This window comes from Oceanisphaera sp. IT1-181, from assembly GCF_033807535.1.
GTDB lineage: Bacteria > Pseudomonadota > Gammaproteobacteria > Enterobacterales > Aeromonadaceae > Oceanimonas.
The window spans coordinates 346,905-366,382 of record NZ_CP136856.1 but is presented as its reverse complement, the minus strand read 5'-3'; the positions used below and the strand labels follow the sequence as shown (position 1 = coordinate 366,382).

Below are 19,478 nucleotides of genomic sequence, written 5' to 3'. Positions count from 1 at the left end.
CACCCATAATCCGTCTGGGCGCCGCATCTAATGGTTTCGCGCGCGGTGACTTTTGATATAGTGAATCAAACCGATTCGTTCGGCGTTGTTTTTGGTATCTTCATTAAGGATGTGTCTATGTTGCCGAAAATTAATAAAATTCTGTATTGCACCGATCTCTCAAAAAATGCGGTGTTTGCCTTTCGCTATGCGGTGTATTTAGCACAGCAAACTGGCGCCAGCATTCACATTTTAAGTGTGATTGAACACCTGCCCAGCGATGAGCGTTTAACCTTGCAGTCATATATTTATAACCAAAGCGGCAGCGCGGAATTTTTGCAGCAGCGCCTGAGCCAAGCCCAAGCCGACTTACAGCAACGCTTAGAAGACTTTTGGTTAACTTTACCCGTAGAGGATCAAGGCTTGGCACAAAGAATCGTCAGCTGTGACGTAATAGAAGGGCACCCTACGCAAACCATACTCGAGCGAGCGGAAACCCTAAACTGCGACATGATAGTGATGGGCGGCCATGAAAAAGGCTGGCTGCAAGCTTTGCTAGGTAGCGTGGCCAGAGAAGTATTACGCGACTCACGTATTCCCACGTTAATAGTGCCACAACCGAAGGAATCAGTGCCGCAGCGCTGAGTGATGGTTCGACGAATCGACCTTGAGTAGTTCGTAAAAAGCGGAGCCTAATTGGCTCCGCTTTTTATTGGTAAATATTGCATATGCTTGAAGTAAATAATCTTAGCCGCGACGCGTGGGCGGCTGCTTTTTGACTACGTCGGAAAATACCACGTGCAAGTCGGTAGAAGCCGACTCATTGTCCAGGTTCAACTTACCTTCAATATGATCCAGATGCTTTTTCATCATGGCCATGGCGCGGGCCGGATCGCCAGACTCTATGGCTAGCAACAAAGCCTCGTGTTCATTACAAGAGCACTGAGCCTGATGCCCGACTTCGTACTGAGCAATAATCAAAGAGGTTTGCGACACTACGCTGCGTTGAAAGTTAAGCAGAGGCATATTGTTGGCGATATTGGCCAACTCCAAGTGAAATTCACCCGAGAGGCGAATGCCGCTGCCGATATCGCCACGCTCAAACGCATCTTGCTCAGCCTGCACCATGGCACGAATACGCGCCAAGCTTTGGGGGGTAACATTTTTTACGACCAGCTCAATCACCGCCAATTCCACCACCCGGCGCGCGGCAAAGATTTGTCGAGCTTCATCCACGCTGGGCGAGGCTACCACGGCACCCCGGTTGGGCCGAATGCTCACTACTTGCTCATGAGATAAGCGCAATAAGGCGCGACGGATAATGGTACGACTGACGCCAAAAATCTCGCCCAGTGCTTCTTCGCTTAACTTAGTGCCCGGTGCTAACCGCTGTTCAAGAATGGCATCAAAGATATATTCGTAGACGACATCATCTTGAGTATTTGAGCTCGACTTGACGTGTCTGGGCTCCAGTTGACTGAGTGAACTCATAATCTAGATTTCCAGTTAGACCGGCCTGATGGCTGCAAAGCCGATCCAAATATTTGCCGGTTAGTTAAATTTTGTAATTAAGTATACAATCTTACTGTATTTTGTACTTTTCTACAGACACAAACATCCAGAGTGTGACTGAAGACAAAAAACGCCCTGCATTGGGCGTTTTTATGTGACGTCGCTTAGGTTTATGCTTATTTTTGATATTGGCGTTTGCCGAAGATATAGGTCTCACTTACCGCCCTGTCGTCACCCAGCATCATTAACACAAACAACCGCTCAAACAAATGCTGGCTGTTGTTAATGCGTGCATCCATTAAAGGCGTGGCGTGCAAATCCAACACCAAGAAGTCCGCCTCTTTACCGACATTTAAGTTACCTATCTTATCGTCCAAGCTTAAAGAGCGTGCGCCGCCTAATGTCGCCAGATACAAGGCTTTAATCGGGTGCAATTTATGCTCTTGTAACTGCTGAATTTTATAAGCCTCGGCAATAGTGCGCAGCATAGAAAAGCTGGTGCCGCCACCCACGTCTGTACCCAATCCCACCCGAATACCGTGACCCTCGACTTTGGGTAGATCCAATAAGCCTGAGCCTAAAAACAAGTTAGAGGTCGGGCAAAAAGAGATCACCGAATCTGTCTCCCCCATGCGCGCGCATTCCTCTTGCTCTAAATGCACCGCATGGGCAAACACCGATCGCTCACCGAGTAAGTTAAAATGATCGTATACATCCAGATAACCGGCGCGCTCCGGGAACAAAGACTTCACCCACTCAATCTCTTGTTTGTTTTCCGATAAATGAGTCTGTAAATAAACGTCATCATATTCGGCTAACAAGCGCCCGGCCATAGCGAGCTGAGCTTCGGTGCTGGTAGGCGCAAAGCGTGGCGTGACCGCATACAACTGGCGGCCCTGCTTATGCCAGCGCTCAATCAGCGCTTTACTGTCCGCATAGCCAGACTCTGGCGTATCCAGCAGATAGTCAGGCCCGTTGCGGTCCATCATTACCTTACCGGCAATCATGCGCATATTGCGCTTGTCTGACTCAGTAAAGAAGGCTTCAACCGATGCCTTATGCACGGTGCCAAATACCATGGCGGTGGTGGTGCCGTTACGCAGTAATTCATCTAAGAAGAAGCTGGCCACCCGCGCAGCATGCGCAGGGTCGGCAAACTTACCTTCTTCAGGAAAGGTGTAATTATTGAGCCAGTCCAATAACTGCTCGCCGTAGGAGGCGATCATTTCAGTTTGCGGAAAATGAATGTGGGTATCGATAAAGCCGGCGCTAATCAACTTATCTTTAAGTTCAATAATGGGCGTATCAGCGGCTAAACGCGCCAGCACCTGCTCGGCAGGCCCGATGTCGGCAATCAAGCCTTCGCTCACCACTAATAAGCCATCTTCATAATAGGCATAACTGTCTTCTAGCCCCACTTGTGTGGGATCACCGAGACTGTGCAAAATGGCGGCGCGATACGCGGTTATGGGTGTCATAAAAACTCTCCAAAAATTCAGTAATACAGCCTTTGTAACGGAATCCACGGAACCCACGAAAAAATAGAGATCAGATCTGAAAGGGATTTTATGTATAAGAGCCAAACCTAAATAAATATAAGGGATAAGGGGAAAAACACTCCAAATTATAGGGAGTAAGCCCTTAAAAATAATAAGTATTTTTTCGCTTGTGAACTCTTCCGTGAATTCTGAGGATTCCGTGGCAAAAAATATTTTAAGTTTTAATCTCGGTTATACCAAACTCGTTACCGTCGGTTTATCTCGCTCTGTAACTTCGCCAGCTCTTGACGCCAGCGCTTGCTGATAAACGCTAATTAACTCACCAGCCACAGACACCGCAATTTCCGCCGGATACTTACCGACCACTTCGGCCAAGCCGATGGGGCAAATCATCTGTGCTAAATCCGCCTCACTAAAGCCGCGCTCTTTGAGTTTGTAATCAAAGCGCTTGCGCTTAGTTTGCGAGCCAATCACCCCAAAATAACGGGCATCTTGGCGTTTTAAAATTTTTGCACACAGTTCAAGATCTAACTGGTGGTTATGAGTCATCACCAGATAGAAACTGCCTGCTGGCTGATCAGCAATCTCACCGACGGGGTCATCACTCACCACCTGCGTTACACCGCTCAGCTGCTCGGTAGGAAACTCAGACGCGCGTTCATCAATCCAAGTAATACGAAACGGCAAGGTCGCCAAGACATGCACCAAGGCTTTGGCTACATGACCCGCACCAAACAACACCAAATGATGGCGGGCGCGTACCACAGGCTCCAGCATAATGCTGGCCATGCCACCGCAACATTGCCCCAGACTGGCGCCTAAATTAAAGCGCTCCACTTTCATCAAATGCTCGCCGTTTAACAGCATGTCACGGGCCAATTTCAACGCTTTGTACTCAAGATGACCGCCGCCTATGGTGGCGTAGCAGGTGTGCTCGGTGACCAGCATTTTGGTGCCGCTGTCTCTGGGCGTTGAGCCTTTATGCTCAACCACCGTCACCAGCACGCAAGGTTCACCTTTGCGTTCTAGCTCAGCCAAGATCTGAATCCAGTTATCCTTGAACATGACGTTACCTCTATACCTCTCACCAGCAGATGCTGACTTGCTCTTCTCAGATGACTCAATAGTCACTGAGAGGCAACAGGGATTACCTCAGCCGACCATCACATGACAAGGACGTCATGTGTGAGCCTTACATGGATGTACTTGTAGCGTGTCGGAGGAGGCAGCCCTGTTGCCTCTTAATCACCCAAACCTGCTACTTAGCCAACACTTCCTCAGCAGCAGTAACAGCTTCATTTTGCTCAAACCAAGCCTGCATTTGCTCCACCGCCCACAGTACGCGCTCGGGTGTGGCGGGTGAGTCCATGTGTGGATACTTTTTATAGTTGGACACACTGGCCACCGCATCTTTTAGCGCACACCACACCGAGATACCCAGCATAAAGGGCGGCTCGCCCACGGCTTTAGAATGGAAGACGGTGTCTTCAGGATTCTTGCGGTTTTCCACTAAGGTAGTGCGAAAATCAATCGGCATATCAGTGATCGCCGGAATCTTGTAACCCGCCGGCCCTTGAGTCATCAACTTGCCTTTATCGTTCCATACCAGCTCTTCGGTGGTTAACCAGCCCACAGCTTGTACGAAGGCGCCTTCTACCTGACCAATGTCGATGGCTGGGTTTAGTGAGTCGCCCACGTCATGCAGAATATCCGCCCGTAAGATCTTGTACTCACCGGTTAAGGTGTCGATCACCACTTCAGAGCAGGCGGCGCCGTAAGCAAAGTAATAGAAAGGCGAGCCTGATCCGGTGGCATGATCGTAGAAGATCTTAGGTGTACGGTAGAAACCGGTGCTGGACAGCGAAATCTGGTTGAAATAAGCCAGCTGAATAAATTCTGGGAACGACAACATCTGATGACGGATCTGTACCAAATTATTCTTGAAGATCACTTCTTCTGGCGTCACTTGAAAGTGCCCGGCTGCCCAGTCGATCAAGCGCTGCTTAATAGTTTGCGCGGCATTTTGCGCCGCCTTACCGTTAAGATCCGTGCCGCTAGAAGCCGCGGTCGGTGAAGTGTTCGGCACTTTATCGGTGTTAGTGGCGGTGATTTGGATCCTGTCAATATCGACCTGAAACTCTTCGGCGACAATTTGTGCCACCTTGATATTCAGCCCTTGCCCCATTTCGGTGCCGCCGTGGTTCAGATGAATACTGCCATCCGTGTACACGTGCACTAAGGCTCCCGCCTGATTTAAGAAACTGGCAGTAAAGGAGATACCAAACTTCACCGGCGTCAGCGCCAAGCCCTTTTTCAAAATCGGGCTCTGGGCGTTAAAGGCTTTGATTTCGCTGCGACGCTTGGCGTATTCACTGGAGGCTTCAAGATCCGCCACCATCTCGTGAATAATATTGTGCTCTACCGGCTGATGGTAGTGAGTGACGTTTCGATCCTCTTTACCATAGAAATTGCGCTTGCGGATTTCCAGCGGATCCTTGCCCAAGTAAGAGGCGATTTCGTCCATCGCATGCTCTATGGTCATCATGCCTTGCGGCCCACCAAAGCCCCGATACGCAGTATTAGAGGCGGTGTTAGTTTTACATCTGTGACCCACTACTGTGGCATCGCCCAAGTAATAAGCGTTGTCGGAGTGGAACATGGCGCGGTCCACGATTGAGGACGATAAGTCTGGGGAATACCCACAATTGCCGGCCACCATAATGTCGGTGGCTTGAATGCGACCCGTATCATCGAAACCAATTTTATAGGTGTTATAAAACGGATGACGCTTGCCGGTCATGTTCATGTCTTCCATGCGCGGCAAGCGTATCTTGGTGGGTCGACCGGTCAGGTGGGCCACCACAGCCGCCATGCAGGCAGGACCGGCAGCTTGGGTTTCTTTACCGCCAAAGCCACCGCCCATACGGCGCATATCGACCACCACCTTATGCATGGGCACGCCCAAGACACTGGCCACCAATTTTTGAATTTCAGTGGGATGCTGGCTGGAGGTAAACACCATCATGCCGCCATCTTCGGTGGGCACCACTGAACTAATTTGGGTCTCAAGGTAAAAGTGCTCTTGGCCACCAATATGAATGCTGCCTTCAATCACATGCTTAGCCTTGGCTAAACCTGCCGCCGAGTCGCCTCTTTGCTGCTTATGGCTTTCGGTAACGAAGTGCTTGTTGGCCAATGCTTCTTCTACACACAGCACTGGGTGTAAGTCTTCATATTCAATCACGGCTAACATGGCCGCCTTGCGCGCCGTTTCTAAGTCTTTAGCGGCGACCGCAAAGATGGGCTGGCCCACATATTCCACGACGCCATCAGCCAACAGCGGGTCGCCGGGTAAAATGGCACCTATGTCCAACTGACCGGGTACATCTTTGGCGGTGATCACCAAGGTAACGCCCTCAACGTCATAGCAAGGGCTGACGTCTAGCTTGGTGATGCGCGCATGGGCGCGATCCGACATTCGCGCATACAAGTGCAACTGGTTAGGAAACTCCAAGCGGTCGTCTATGTATTGCGCCTCTCCCGCCACCTGCATGGCGGCACTGTCGTGGGGCACACTTTTGCCTACGCCGGTTTGCAGGTTTTGTTTAACCTGCGCCATCATTTCATCCATGGTCAGAATTAGTTGCGCTTGATTAGACATAAGACGTCACCCTAGTTTCCAGTTGCAGACTTTGTTGCTCCAGAAAATACTTGTAGAGCAGGTTAGTGGCGGTTTTGCTGCGATATTCTTTGCTGGCTCTAAAGTCAGACAGCGGCTCAAAATCGCCGGTTAATGCTTTCATGGCTGCTTTAACGGTGGCATGGTTCCACGGCTGATTGAGCAAGGCTTGCTCACAGGCCGCTGCGCGCTTAGGCACGGCTGCCATGCCGCCAAAGGCAATGCGCGCGTCAGTGATCAGCCCATCGGTAATGGTTAAGTTAAAGGCACCACAGACCGCAGAAATATCATCGTCTAACCGCTTAGACAGCTTATACACCTTGAAGTGCTGATTTGGCTTAGGCTTAGGCACGATAATCTGTTCAATAAATTCGCTGGTTTGCTGGGCAGTTTTCTTGTAATCCAAAAAGTAGTCGCCAATGGGCAGCTCGCGACGTACCTCACCTTTGCGCAGCACTAAGCGGGCATTTAAGGCCATCAACACCGGCGGGGCATCACCAATAGGAGAAGCGTTGGCCACGTTGCCGCCAAGGGTGCCTTGATTACGAATTTGCAAAGACGCAAAACGATGCAGCAGCTCGCCCATATCGGGGAATACCCGATTCAAGGGCTCGAAGCTGTCACTTAAGCTGCGCGCAGCACCAATCACCAGCTGTTCATCATCTTCGGTGAGCTGCTTCATATCGCGCACGTTGCCCACATAAATCATCTTCGGCAGTTCACGATAAAACTGCGTCACTTGTAAGGCTAAGTCGGTGCCACCGGCCAATAGCTGGGCATCGGGATGCTCAACTAACAATGCCGCCAGCTCATCGCTGGATACCGGCGAGTAGCACACCTTGTCGTTTCCGTTAAGGGTAACTAGGGTGTCTGTTTCTATTTTATCCAGCTTGGCCAAGATGTCAGTTTCATAGCGCGAGAACTGATCAACAAGCTGTGGTTGCTCAGCAATGGTCTTGGCCGCATCCACTATCGGGCGATAGCCAGTGCAACGACAAAGGTTGCCGGCCAGTGCTTCAAAGATATCGGGTTGCGTAGCAGCGGGCTTATTTTTGCTTAAGGCAAACATCGACATAATAAAGCCTGGCGTACAGAAACCGCACTGCGAGCCATGAAAATCCACCATAGCTTGCTGCACCGGATGCAAGCTGCCGTCTTTAGCTTTTAAGTCTTCGACGGTGAGCAATTGTTTGCCGTGCAGTGTTGAGACGAAGGTCAGGCAGGAGTTAACGGTCTGGTAGCGAATATGCTCATCCACACGCTCTCCCAACACTACGGTGCAGGCACCACAGTCGCCCGAGCCACACCCCTCCTTGGTGCCGTTTTTACCTACGCGAGTACGCAAATAGTTAAGCACCGTCATATTTGGCGACAGGTCACTTTCCTCTCGCAACTCTTGGTTAAGTAGGAACTTAATCAAGCTAACCTCCTTCAGCTATACACTGCACACCTTGCAAGACTGCAAAGCAATAATATCTTCACGTGTAATTAAAGTGAAAGCTGACCATATAGTCAATAAAATATTTACTTATTATTAACCTTACCGTGATCAACTAAGCCGATAAATAAAATTAACTCTTTTTAATCAGCGTCTTAAATGCAAATCAGTATTGTGTACTCTTTGTGATTTTCACCTGATCGCAACCGCTACTTTATTGTAGCTCGCGACAGTAACGCTTGAGTGATCGCGCCTTGGCTGCAGGCGTAAGGCATCGCCTGTTGGCGACAGAAAAGAGCGTGGCAACACAAGGAAACGGCGAGTAAAGAAATGAGCAAGCATGGAAGAAGAGAAGTTGTAAATCAGTATCGTAGGGAAGAGTAAAAGCACCAGTACAGTAAGGCGGCGATAAACGCGGTTTTTAAAACAGTCAGTTAAGGTACTTGGTATTAAAATACATGCTATTAAGTACTTGGTATAAAGCACCTTAACTGACGGGTGAAGCGTTAGTGATCCGCAGGTAAAGATTTAACGGCACAACCGCCAATCACCATGCGGGTGATAAGGGTGGCAGCGCGATCGAAGTCTTGGTCGTCTAATTCTTCTTTACCCAGCGCCGTGGTGATCTGCCAATTAAAGTCCGCATAGGTTTGGGTGGAGGCCCAAATCGCAAATAACAAATGGTGAGCATCAATCGGCGCCATTAAGTCTTGTGCTATCCAGTCATTAAGTTTGGCGGTCAAGGTGCGAGTTTGCTCGGCGAGTTGCTCGACAATGTCGGTGGGTAAATGGGGAGCGCCATGCATGATTTCATTGGCGAACACTTTAGAGGCGTAGGAGTAGTGCCTGGAGATCATGAGCTTGGATTTAATATATGCCGTGAGTGCGACCACCGGATCCTGATATTCGATAAAAGGGGCTGACGCGGCTAACAACGGCTCGACCACACTTTCTAGTACGGCGCGATAGAGCTTCTCTTTACTGCCAAAGTAATAATAAATATTAGGCTTAGGTAATTGGGCCAGCTCGGCAATCACGGCGGTTTTGGTTGCTGCATAGCCATGTTCAGCAAATACGCGGCTCGCGGCTCGTATAATAATTTCTTCGTTTTTGGCTCTGATCCGAGACATAGTGTCGTTGAACTCCCTATCATTCCGTCGGTATCTTAGCTAACCCTACCCGAATTTCGGCTGAATTTAATCAAAAAAAAGCGCCCTATAAAATGGGCGCTCAGTAGGAGTAACATTAATATTTTGCAAAATTATTCTGCAATCAACATTACTCTGCTACTAATACATCAGATTAGCTGGTTACGACTATACACATTTAAGCTACCTTGCCGCCATGCTTATACCCGTGAATTTATGCAGTCTTATTTACAATCAGCAATTAGCTCAGCCAGTTCTACACCGGCTACGGCGCACAGCTCGTCTACATCAGGTGTATCGCCACTGATGCCCACGGCACCAATAATTTTATTCTGTGCATCACGGATTAATACGCCACCCGCTGCTGGAATAATATGGCCTTGAGCCATCACGTTTACCGCGGCGACAAAAGCAGGACGGGCTTCGGCTACTTCAGCCAAACCACGAGAGCTACGACCTAAGGCCACGGCACCCCACGCTTTACCTTTGGCAATGTCTGGGCGCAATAAACTGGCACCCTCTTGACGCTGCAGCGACACCAAATAACCGGCGCTGTCTAATACAGCAACTGTCATTGGTGCAGCAGAAATTTCTAACGCACGCTGTAAAGCACCACGGGTAATGGTCAACGCTTGTTCAAGTGTTACTGAGCTCATTTTCTCGGACTCCCTGTCGATATTCTAATAGTCGAATCTAGTGATAAAAATTAATTGAGCACTAATAAAACATAAAACACGCCAAATGTTAAGATCTTTTATATGATCTTTACGTTAAGGTAACTTAACGCCTCGCTTATTTAGCCATTATTCATTCAGTCTTAAGCTTACCGATCTTTCTCTGTTTATGGGTTAAAAGACGTTAACATGGTGCTAATGGCATATATATTGCTTTATGCCGTGAGGCTCGGCAGTTTTCTTAGCTCGCAAGTCAGTGCTGACGCCCGCCCTTTTACGGAGAAAAATATGTGGGATTTACGACAAATATCGTCCTTTAATCGCTTTATGTGCTGGTTGCTGTTGAGCAGTACCTTAATCAGCTTGCTGCCTAACACGCTATTTTCCGGCGCCTTTGGCCTGTGGCTGCATGATTATCGCCTGCTATTTATATTAGGTATGGTGGGGGCTGGATCCTACTTTTTATCCCATACGGCCATCATAGGATTTCAGTATGTGTTTTATCGTAAGCAGCGTGTGATGCAACAACGGCTCTTGAAAGAGTTATTGGATTATTTGGATGCCAATGAAAAAGCCGTATTGCGTGAGTTTGTTATCCAGCGCAAAAGCGTCATTAAATTGCCAGTGACTGAGCCTGCCGTCAAAAATTTGTTAGAGCAAGGCATCCTCAGCTACGCGTTCGGCGAGCCCGGCGAAGCTGGCCTAAATGCCATTAAGCCGTTAATGATCGCCATTGCCGCCCGCCCGCTGCTGACTTTTAAGGTGTTAGGGCTAAATCCGGCCAATATGACCGAAGAGCAAAAGAGCTTAATCATGAGTGACAGACCCAAGTACGCTTACAAGCAGTTAGATAGGCATGGCTAAGGCTGAAAACAACGCTCTACGCCGTACGCGATACGTCAAAACATTCTGAACCAGCCGGAGACCAACGTAGGGCGTACAGCGTAAGGCGTTTTTACCGCTATCTCTTAGCTATTCCTTCGTTCTTTCTGCTAAGTAACCTTCGTAATCCGGTATACAAATACTAAAATCCTGACTCATTTGCATGCTGTCCATCAGCATATCCGCGGTCGACACATTGGTGGCGACGGGAATATTCCACACCGTGGCTAAGCGCAACAAGGCCTTCACATCGGGGTCGTGAGGGACCGCATTCAGCGGATCCCAGAAGAAAATCAACACATCGATTTTGCCCTCGGCAATCAGCGCACCCAGCTGTTGGTCTCCGCCCATGGGGCCAGACATCAAACAACGAACCGGCAAGCCAATCTGGCGGCTCAGCATGCTGCCGGTAGTGCCTGTAGCATAGAGATGATGCAACTTGAGAGCTTCGGCACGCCGCCCTACCCATTCCAGTAATTGGCTTTTTTTATGGTCGTGGGCCACTAAGGCCACATTTTTATGCGCGGGCAGAATACGACAGGTTTCTTTCATCTGTGTTTGAGTCCTAATAAAAAGCGAACCCCATACTAGCTAAAACAAAGTCGAGCGCCTAGCACTTGTGGCTAAGGCGTGAGGCGACAGGTTTGCGTCGAACGCCAAACCAAACAAAGAGCGGTGAATTTGTTTTTTGTAGGCGAACGCTTGCTCTCGCATTTCGCCGAGGCGGAACGGTTTAAAATATTTTACTGCGCGAACTAACAGCTAGGGTCTGTTGACGTTTCACATGGGCAGCCATAGAAACCCGCAGGCCATGGCCACCGTGCTTGCGTAATTCCGCTTCAACTTGTCGAAGCGCGACGCCACGGCCCGATATTGCTTTAACCGAGCAAAGGCGTTTTCCACCAAATGTCGATAACGATACAAACCTCTATCCAAGTCAGCGTTACCTTTGGTGGAATTGCGCTTTCTGGGGATGACGGGTTGAGCGCCTTGTGATGCGATCTGCTCCCGGAGCGGTTCGCTGTCATAGCCTTTGTCCGCGATAATGGCTTGTGTGGCCGGCAGCTTGGCAATCAGTTTCGGCGCGGCCTTACAATCGTGAACCTCACCGCCGGTGATATCGAATTCGATGGGCAGGCCATAGGCATCCACGGCCAGATGAATCTTGGTGGTGTTACCTGCCCGGCTTTTCCCTATGGCTTGGTTATCAGAACGGGCTGCCCCTGCACTATGTTGATGCGCCTTGACGTAGGTGCCATCAATGAAGGTCCACTCCAGGTCTGGCTGCACCACCAGCGCCTTGAAGATCCTGAGCCACTTGCCTGCGGCTGACCAGGCATTAAAGCGCTTGTAAACTTTGTTCCACCCTCCGAAAGCGGTGGGCAGATCCCGCCTAGGGCAACCAGTGCGCATACGATAAAGCATACCTTCTACCGTCATACGTAAATCACGCTTGTCATAGATGGATTCTTGCAGCAAAATTTTCCGTAGCTTCGACCAGAACTCATCAGTGAGCAGTAATCGGGGCATCGCAAACTCGTACCATTAGAATGTGATAACTTGAACAATACGAGCTTTCTCTTTTATATCAATATCTTATAGTCAAACGTCAACAGACCCTAATACCATTCTGGAAATATAACTGATCATATCATCCTGCTTCGCAAGACCGTCGAAGTCCTCTTCACCGAAGAGCCGGACGGCTACACTGCATCTGTCTTTTGTAGTGTGGCAATTTATTAGCCACGGTTTTATGTTTTAAAACAGCCAGCGAAGCTGGCCCGTCGAACAAGTTGACGGCTACAAGGTAAAAAAACTTTGCTGAAGTCCTCTTCACCGAAATTATGAGATAGGTCATATTTTTACTTAGATTGGTATAAAGTGTGAGAAAAATACCGAGTGAGACCTTAAAACAACAAAGCCCCTAAACGGGGCTGAGTGTGCTTGATGCGAGAAATATCAATAGCGGTGGAGGGTCACCTTGGTGGCGCTTAAGCGACTTCGTAATACAGGCAGGCTTTGGCATTTTCTTCTGCCAAAATAGCCATGGCGACCGGCACGCACTTACCGCACTGGGAGCCCACAGCTAGCTGTTGCTTTAATTGTTTAAATTCATTGCCGCCGTTCGCAATCGCGTCACGCAGCTGACTATCAGTAATGCCCTTACACAAACACACATACATAGTTAGATCCTCCGCATCAATGAAAGGAATCTAAATGATATTAGTTATCAATGCAAGTCATTAGTGCTTAAATTTTAACTCACTTCACACTTTTTATTCGAGAGCAGATCAAGCTCGTCCTAACGCGCATTTAAGGCTTATAGCGGCGGCTATAAGCTTTTTTATCTAAGGTGTGGGTATGTAATCCGTTAAGGCAAGCTAGCTGCGATAAGCGCTTTCAAGACGAGGCGCTAGGCCCGAGAGGTCGTAGCCGGCGGCACTGGCTTGTTGCACCAGTTGTGCGCTGGGCACACTTGCGGCCTGTGATAATGCCCACAAGGTAATGGAGCGGGTACCGGTGCGGCAAAACGCCAACACCGGCTCTTTATTGCGCTCAGCTTGATTCAACAGTTCGCCAAATTGCGCTATCTCTTGCTCACTAAACTCACCGGGCTTAATTGGCAGCCAATGCCAATGTAAACCCAGCTCTTTGGCGCGCTCAGCCAAGCTCTCAGCGGCGGGTTGCTCTAGAGCCTCACCATTCGGTCGATTGCAGATAATAGTGCCGTAGCCGGCGTTTTTAAGTGTTAATAAGTCATCGCTCGTGACTTGGTCTGTCACTGACAGCGAATCGGTTACGGATTTAATGTCCATCAAGCACCTCAACAAATAAATGAGACCGCGTGAACGCCGTTTCAACACTCAAGCGTTACGCTAAACCACTACCCTAGATAATGGCTTGGCGTAACGCCAGTACAGGCATAAAAAAAGGAGGCCTAGGCCTCCTTTTTATATACTTTTAAGCGCTAATTAAGCAACGATTTTCGCTACAACACCAGCACCAACAGTACGACCACCTTCACGGATAGCAAAACGTAAACCGTCTTCCATCGCGATAGGAGCAATCAGAGTAACAACCATGTGTACGTTGTCACCAGGCATAACCATCTCAACGCCTTCTGGCAATTCGATAGTACCGGTCACGTCAGTTGTACGGAAGTAGAACTGTGGACGGTAGCCTTTGAAGAACGGAGTGTGACGACCGCCTTCTTCTTTTGACAGAACGTAGATTTCTGATTCAAAAGTAGTGTGTGGCTTGATTGAACCTGGCTTAGCAAGAACCTGACCACGTTCAACGTCTTCACGCTTAGTACCGCGCAGCAGAACACCAACGTTCTCACCAGCACGACCTTCGTCAAGCAACTTACGGAACATTTCAACACCAGTACAGGTGCTCTTAACGGTGTCTTTCAGGCCGATGATTTCGATTTCTTCACCAACTTTAACGATACCGCGCTCAATACGACCAGTTACAACAGTACCACGGCCTTGGATTGAGAAAACGTCTTCGATTGGCAGCAAGAAAGCACCATCGATTGCACGCTCTGGATCAGGGATGTAAGAGTCAAGTGCGTCAGCCAGTTCAAGAATCTTTGGCTCCCACTCAGCGTCACCTTCCAGACCTTTCAGTGCAGAACCCAGGATTACTGGAGTGTCATCGCCTGGGAAGTCGTACTCAGACAACAACTCACGGATTTCCATCTCAACCAGTTCCAGCAATTCTTCGTCATCAACCATGTCACACTTGTTCATGAACACGATGATGTAAGGAACGCCAACCTGACGGGCCAACAGGATGTGCTCACGAGTCTGTGGCATAGGGCCATCAGTCGCAGCAACAACCAAGATTGCGCCATCCATTTGAGCAGCACCGGTGATCATGTTTTTAACATAGTCAGCGTGACCTGGGCAGTCTACGTGTGCGTAGTGACGTGCTTCAGTATCGTACTCAACGTGAGAAGCGGCGATGGTGATACCACGTGCTTTTTCTTCTGGAGCGTTATCGATTTGAGCGTAGCCGCGTGCGGTGCCGCCCATTTTCTTAGCTAATACAGTAGTAATAGCAGCAGTCAAAGTGGTTTTACCGTGGTCAACGTGGCCGATAGTACCAACGTTTACGTGTGTTTTTACGCGTTCGAATTTTTCTTTAGACACGGACTAGTCCTTCCTAATTTGTTCCCACTTCACTTTTGTAAGCGGGTAATTAAAACAAAAAGATTAATAACCTTTACGAGCAGCAACCAACGCTTCAGCCATGCTTGCAGGTACTTCGCCGTACTTTTCAAACTCCATGGAGTAAGAAGCACGACCTTGCGACTGTGAACGCAGATCTGTAGCGTAGCCAAACATTTCCGACAGCGGGATCACGGCGTTGATAACTTTGCCTGACGGGCCATCTTCCATGCCTTCGATGATACCACGGCGACGGTTTACGTCACCGATTACATCACCCATATACTCTTCTGGCGTCTCAACTTCAACCTTCATCACAGGTTCAAGCAGCACGGGGTCGCAATTCATGAAGCCTTCTTTAAACGCCATGGAACCTGCGATTTTAAAGGCCATTTCAGAAGAGTCAACATCGTGATAAGAGCCATCGTATAATGTGACCTTGATATCTTCAATCGGATATCCGGCCAATACGCCTTGTTTCATCTGTTCTTGAATACCTTTATCTACCGCTGGGCAATATTCTTTAGGAACAGTGCCACCGATGATCGCATTCTCAAACAGATAACCCGCACCGGGTTCGCGAGGTTCAATTTTGAGCCATACATGACCAAATTGACCACGACCCCCTGATTGGCGGATGAACTTACCTTCTTGCTCCACGCTAGTGCGGATGGTTTCGCGGTAGGCCACCATGGGCTTACCCACGTTAGCTTCCACACCAAACTCTCGCTTCATGCGTTCGACAAGGATATCAAGGTGCAGTTCACCCATACCGGCGATAATTGTCTGACCAGACTCTTCATCGGTATTGACGCGAAAAGACGGATCTTCCTGCGCCAAACGTGTCAAAGCCATGCCCATTTTTTCTTGGTCGGCTTGAGTTCTGGGCTCTACGGCCACAGAAATAACCGGCTCAGGGAAATCCATGCGCTCTAAAATAATAGGCGCACTGGGATCACACAGGGTATCACCTGTCGTCACGTCTTTGAGACCGATAGCCGCGGCGATGTCGCCTGCACAAACGGATTTAATTTCTTCGCGTTTGTTGGCGTGCATCTGCACGATACGACCAAGGCGTTCACGTTTCCCCTTGACTGAGTTCAACACGGCATCACCGGTATTTATAATGCCAGAATACACGCGGAAAAAAGTCAGGTTACCCACAAACGGGTCGGTTGCCACTTTAAACGCCAAGGCGGAAAAAGGGGCTTTATCGTCAGCAGGACGCAAATCTGGCGTCTCACCGTCGATCTTAAGACCGGTAATGGCATGAACTTCTACTGGAGAAGGTAAATAGTCGATAACCGCATCTAACATGGCCTGGACACCTTTATTTTTAAAGGCCGTACCACAGGTCACGAGAATGATTTCGCTATTTAACACGCGTTGACGCAAAGCGGCCTTAATTTCGGCTTCACTCAGCTCTTCGCCTTCCAAGTATTTGTCCATCAGTTCATCGTTGGCTTCAGCAGCAGCTTCCACCATGTTCTGACGCCATTTTTCGGCTAACTCTTGCATCTCAGCTGGAATGGCATGAGTAACAAAAGTCGTGCCATGGTTTTCTTCGTCCCAGTCAATGGCTTGCATTGTCACTAGGTCGATCACCCCTTTGAAGTTTTCTTCGGAGCCGATCGGTAATTGTACAGGAACAGCTTCGCCTCTAAGGCGAGACTTGATCTGCTCAACCACACGTAAGAAGTCAGCACCGGTACGGTCCATTTTATTAACGAACGCGATACGCGGAACTTTATATTTATTCGCCTGACGCCATACGGTTTCAGACTGCGGCTGAACGCCACCTACCGCACAGTACACCATAACAGCACCATCGAGTATGCGCATGGAACGTTCAACTTCAATGGTGAAGTCAACGTGCCCTGGCGTATCTATGATGTTGATGCGATGCCGTGGATATTGGTGAGCCATGCCATCCCAAAAACAGGTGGTCGCAGCAGAGGTGATAGTAATACCACGCTCTTGTTCCTGCTCCATCCAGTCCATGGTAGCGGAACCTTCGTGAGTCTCACCAATTTTATGATTTACACCGGTATAAAACAGCACCCGCTCTGTGGTGGTGGTTTTGCCGGCGTCAATGTGAGCACTAATGCCGATGTTGCGATAGTACTCAATTGGAGTTGTACGAGCCACAATAAGATCCTCTTTCTAAGGTCAATGCCCTTAGTAAGTAATTAAAAGGGGTGCGCCAAACAGCGCACCCATCCAATTACCAGCGGTAATGTGCAAACGCTTTGTTTGCTTCAGCCATACGGTGCACGTCTTCACGCTTCTTAACCGCAGAACCTTTGTTGTCAGCAGCATCCAACAGCTCGCCAGCTAAACGCTGAGCCATGGACTTTTCGCCACGCTTACGCGCAGAGTCTACTAACCAGCGCATGCCTAAGGCATTACGACGTACTGGACGTACTTCTACTGGCACCTGGTAGGTAGAACCACCTACGCGGCGTGATTTAACTTCAACTGTAGGACGAATGTTTTCTAAGGCTTCTTCAAACAGCGCCAAATGCTCTTTGCCGCTTTTTGCAGCAGCTGCTTCTAGGGCTGTGTAAACGATAGTCTCAGCAGTAGATTTTTTACCATCTACCATCAGGATGTTTACAAATTTTGCCAGCAAATCGGATCCGAATTTAGGATCTGGTAATATTTTACGCTGGCCGATAACGCGACGTCTTGGCATTGAAAATTCTCCGTAACTTCAGGGATAACCCAAAACACAATAGTGTTATTGAATAAAATGTTTGGCCTTACTTAACAGAGAACTATTAAGACTTTGGCTTCTTGGCACCGTACTTAGAACGGCCCTGGCGACGTGCAGTAACACCAGAGGTATCCAGCGCGCCACGAATGGTGTGGTAACGCACACCTGGTAAATCTTTAACACGACCGCCGCGGATCAGCACTACGGAGTGCTCTTGCAGGTTATGGCCTTCACCACCAATGTATGAGTTAACCTCAAAACCATTGGTCAGACGAACACGACATACTTTACGTAATGCAGAGTTAGGCTTCTTAGGGGTGGTGGTATATACACGGGTACATACGCCGCGTTTTTGCGGGCACGATTCCAGCGCAGGTACGTTGCTCTTTGCAGCAGCGACCTTACGCGGTTTACGGACCAGCTGGTTAATAGTAGTCATTAACAGCTCCTGAAAATGTATCGTTCTACAGTTGTGAAAAACGGTCCTCAAAAAGCGAGGACGCAAAATTCTATGCTTGCTACCGCTCTGAGTCAAGATTTATACAGTTTTAGCGGTACAATTTATGTGCATCAGACTACCAAGCTTGGGGGCTGCCCCATTTTGCGACTAAATCGACCCAATCGAGCATGCTAATTGGCTGCCCTATTGCCTGACTTAAACCACGTGCTTGTAAGTCTTCTGCCATCACATACAAACGCTGGCTGTTCGCCAACGTTTGTAATGGTGCTTGCCACCAGGAGGCTTGCCCCAAAGGTGCTTGCGACTGGGCTACCGTAGCCGCAATCACGCCATCTTGCCATAACAACAGCCGATCATCGGGCTGGAACTCACGCAAAGCGTGTGCTAATGCCTGATGACTAAAAGGCGAATGTTTTACCGTATGCAGCATGTTTTCCCTTAGTCACTCAGCTGAATGCTTACACGCTGAAGACTCAAAAGCTCAGCCGAACGTTAAAGCCTGCCAGTGTCTGTTGCCAGTCATGGGGCGCCAGCACCTGAGCAGGAATGGTGATTTGCGCCACCCCTATGCCCCGCTCAGTTAACGAGCGCTGGCACACGTACACCTGCTCCACATCGTACAAGTCGAGCAAACCAAAGGTAGGTGCATAGTGGCGGCCTAAAATAGCGCTGGGGTCTTGCTCAGCCAATAACTGATAGACACCATCATCGCTAAAGAACACCCCTATGTCTTCATTGAGGGCGGACGTGGCCAGCACCGCATCCAAGCCTTCTCGGCCTGACGCCGAACCATGGGGAGCCGTACGAAACAGAAAGGCGACGTTATTCACAAGCAAACACCTTCCTGTTCGAGAGCGTTATGCTCGTTCTTCATAACAGCGCCCTCAAAATTGCACTACCCGATCGGCGGTCAGTGCAGCCTCGGCAAGCTGGCCTAAACCACTCAAATAAAAAGGCTCGGCCAAGTTCCATTGGCTCAAATTCGCGTGCGCAGCACTCACTTCATCGCACACACCGCGGCGTAGCGCGGCGGCCACGCACACATCTAAGCGCAGCCCTTGCGTCTTCGCCAATGCAGCCCAGGCTTGTTGCAAGTTAGTTTCATCGCTTGCCGGCACCACCAAGTGATTGGCGTTATGCACGCCTTCTTGATAGAAAAAAACATGGCTCAGCACATGGCCTTGTTCAAGCACAGCCTGAGCGAAGCGATAAGCATCACTGGCAGCTTGCGTGCCGTAACTTGGCCCGGTCACTAATAAGGCAAAGCGCAGCGCTGTGGGTGTCGCCTCGGCTGCTGGATACACATCCATCACTGA

20 protein-coding genes are annotated in these 19,478 nt (G+C 49.2%); 2 read left to right on the top strand and 18 right to left on the bottom strand.

Going from position 1 to position 19,478, the window contains the following annotated elements:
* Positions 1-117: 117 nt before the first annotated feature.
* On the top strand, positions 118-624 hold the full coding sequence (locus R0134_RS01700; protein WP_319783188.1) for a universal stress protein: 507 nt from the start codon (positions 118-120) through the stop codon (positions 622-624).
* A gap of 102 nt (positions 625-726) precedes the next feature.
* Here the strand turns inward: R0134_RS01700 and R0134_RS01695 are convergent, their stop codons facing one another.
* From R0134_RS01695 to R0134_RS01665, 7 genes are all read right to left on the bottom strand, one after another.
* Positions 727-1,470 (bottom strand): GntR family transcriptional regulator, encoded by a 744-nt coding sequence (locus tag R0134_RS01695; RefSeq protein WP_319783187.1) that lies wholly within the window; start codon positions 1,468-1,470, stop codon positions 727-729.
* Positions 1,471-1,667: 197 nt separating this feature from the next.
* A complete protein-coding gene (guaD, locus tag R0134_RS01690) occupies positions 1,668-2,969 on the bottom strand; it encodes a guanine deaminase (protein WP_319783186.1) in 1,302 nt (433 codons plus the stop codon).
* A 252-nt stretch (positions 2,970-3,221) separates the two neighbouring features.
* Positions 3,222-4,055, bottom strand: a complete 834-nt coding sequence (gene xdhC / locus R0134_RS01685; protein WP_319783185.1) for a xanthine dehydrogenase accessory protein XdhC — start codon at positions 4,053-4,055, stop codon at positions 3,222-3,224.
* A 193-nt stretch (positions 4,056-4,248) separates the two neighbouring features.
* Entirely contained in the window at positions 4,249-6,651 is a 2,403-nt protein-coding gene (gene xdhB / locus R0134_RS01680; protein WP_319783184.1) for a xanthine dehydrogenase molybdopterin binding subunit, read from the bottom strand.
* Positions 6,644-8,089, bottom strand: coding sequence for a xanthine dehydrogenase small subunit (xdhA, locus tag R0134_RS01675; RefSeq protein ID WP_319783183.1), 1,446 nt, complete (start codon positions 8,087-8,089; stop codon positions 6,644-6,646). The genes xdhB and xdhA overlap by 8 nt, the downstream gene beginning before the upstream one ends.
* Positions 8,090-8,613: 524 nt before the next feature.
* Positions 8,614-9,237: a TetR/AcrR family transcriptional regulator gene (locus R0134_RS01670; protein WP_319783182.1), complete on the bottom strand. Its 624-nt coding sequence runs from the start codon at positions 9,235-9,237 to the stop codon at positions 8,614-8,616.
* Positions 9,238-9,479: 242 nt separating this feature from the next.
* The gene (locus R0134_RS01665) at positions 9,480-9,911 is read right to left on the bottom strand and encodes a GlcG/HbpS family heme-binding protein (protein ID WP_319783181.1); all 432 of its coding nucleotides are present in this window, start codon (positions 9,909-9,911) and stop codon (positions 9,480-9,482) included.
* A gap of 306 nt (positions 9,912-10,217) precedes the next feature.
* Between R0134_RS01665 and R0134_RS01660 the strand changes: the two genes are divergently transcribed.
* Entirely contained in the window at positions 10,218-10,793 is a 576-nt protein-coding gene (locus R0134_RS01660; RefSeq protein ID WP_319783180.1) for a superinfection exclusion B family protein, read from the top strand.
* A gap of 108 nt (positions 10,794-10,901) precedes the next feature.
* Here R0134_RS01660 and R0134_RS01655 read toward each other — a convergent pair whose 3' ends face one another.
* The 11 genes from R0134_RS01655 to tusD form a co-directional block, all read right to left on the bottom strand.
* A complete protein-coding gene (locus tag R0134_RS01655; protein WP_319783179.1) occupies positions 10,902-11,363 on the bottom strand; it encodes a methylglyoxal synthase in 462 nt (153 codons plus the stop codon).
* 228 nt (positions 11,364-11,591) lie between these two features.
* On the bottom strand, positions 11,592-12,341 hold the full coding sequence (locus R0134_RS01650) for an IS5 family transposase (protein ID WP_319783178.1): 750 nt from the start codon (positions 12,339-12,341) through the stop codon (positions 11,592-11,594).
* A 461-nt stretch (positions 12,342-12,802) separates the two neighbouring features.
* Positions 12,803-12,994 (bottom strand): bacterioferritin-associated ferredoxin, encoded by a 192-nt coding sequence (locus R0134_RS01645; protein ID WP_319783177.1) that lies wholly within the window; start codon positions 12,992-12,994, stop codon positions 12,803-12,805.
* A 198-nt stretch (positions 12,995-13,192) separates the two neighbouring features.
* The gene (locus R0134_RS01640; RefSeq protein WP_319783176.1) at positions 13,193-13,627 is read right to left on the bottom strand and encodes a TIGR01244 family sulfur transferase; all 435 of its coding nucleotides are present in this window, start codon (positions 13,625-13,627) and stop codon (positions 13,193-13,195) included.
* Between the two features lie 156 nt (positions 13,628-13,783).
* Positions 13,784-14,968 carry an elongation factor Tu gene (gene tuf, locus R0134_RS01635; RefSeq protein ID WP_319783175.1) on the bottom strand — a complete coding sequence of 395 codons (1,185 nt, stop codon included), beginning with the start codon at positions 14,966-14,968 and terminating at the stop codon, positions 13,784-13,786.
* Between the two features lie 63 nt (positions 14,969-15,031).
* Positions 15,032-17,134: an elongation factor G gene (fusA, locus tag R0134_RS01630; RefSeq protein WP_319783174.1), complete on the bottom strand. Its 2,103-nt coding sequence runs from the start codon at positions 17,132-17,134 to the stop codon at positions 15,032-15,034.
* 76 nt (positions 17,135-17,210) lie between these two features.
* Positions 17,211-17,681: a 30S ribosomal protein S7 gene (gene rpsG, locus R0134_RS01625; RefSeq protein WP_319783173.1), complete on the bottom strand. Its 471-nt coding sequence runs from the start codon at positions 17,679-17,681 to the stop codon at positions 17,211-17,213.
* An 85-nt stretch (positions 17,682-17,766) separates the two neighbouring features.
* Positions 17,767-18,141: a 30S ribosomal protein S12 gene (rpsL, locus tag R0134_RS01620; protein ID WP_319783172.1), complete on the bottom strand. Its 375-nt coding sequence runs from the start codon at positions 18,139-18,141 to the stop codon at positions 17,767-17,769.
* Positions 18,142-18,277: 136 nt separating this feature from the next.
* The gene (tusB, locus tag R0134_RS01615; RefSeq protein ID WP_319783171.1) at positions 18,278-18,592 is read right to left on the bottom strand and encodes a sulfurtransferase complex subunit TusB; all 315 of its coding nucleotides are present in this window, start codon (positions 18,590-18,592) and stop codon (positions 18,278-18,280) included.
* Positions 18,593-18,635: 43 nt separating this feature from the next.
* The gene (gene tusC / locus R0134_RS01610) at positions 18,636-18,992 is read right to left on the bottom strand and encodes a sulfurtransferase complex subunit TusC (protein WP_319783170.1); all 357 of its coding nucleotides are present in this window, start codon (positions 18,990-18,992) and stop codon (positions 18,636-18,638) included.
* A 54-nt stretch (positions 18,993-19,046) separates the two neighbouring features.
* Positions 19,047-19,472, bottom strand: a complete 426-nt coding sequence (gene tusD, locus R0134_RS01605; RefSeq protein WP_319784281.1) for a sulfurtransferase complex subunit TusD — start codon at positions 19,470-19,472, stop codon at positions 19,047-19,049.
* Between the last annotated feature and the right edge of the window lie 6 nt (positions 19,473-19,478).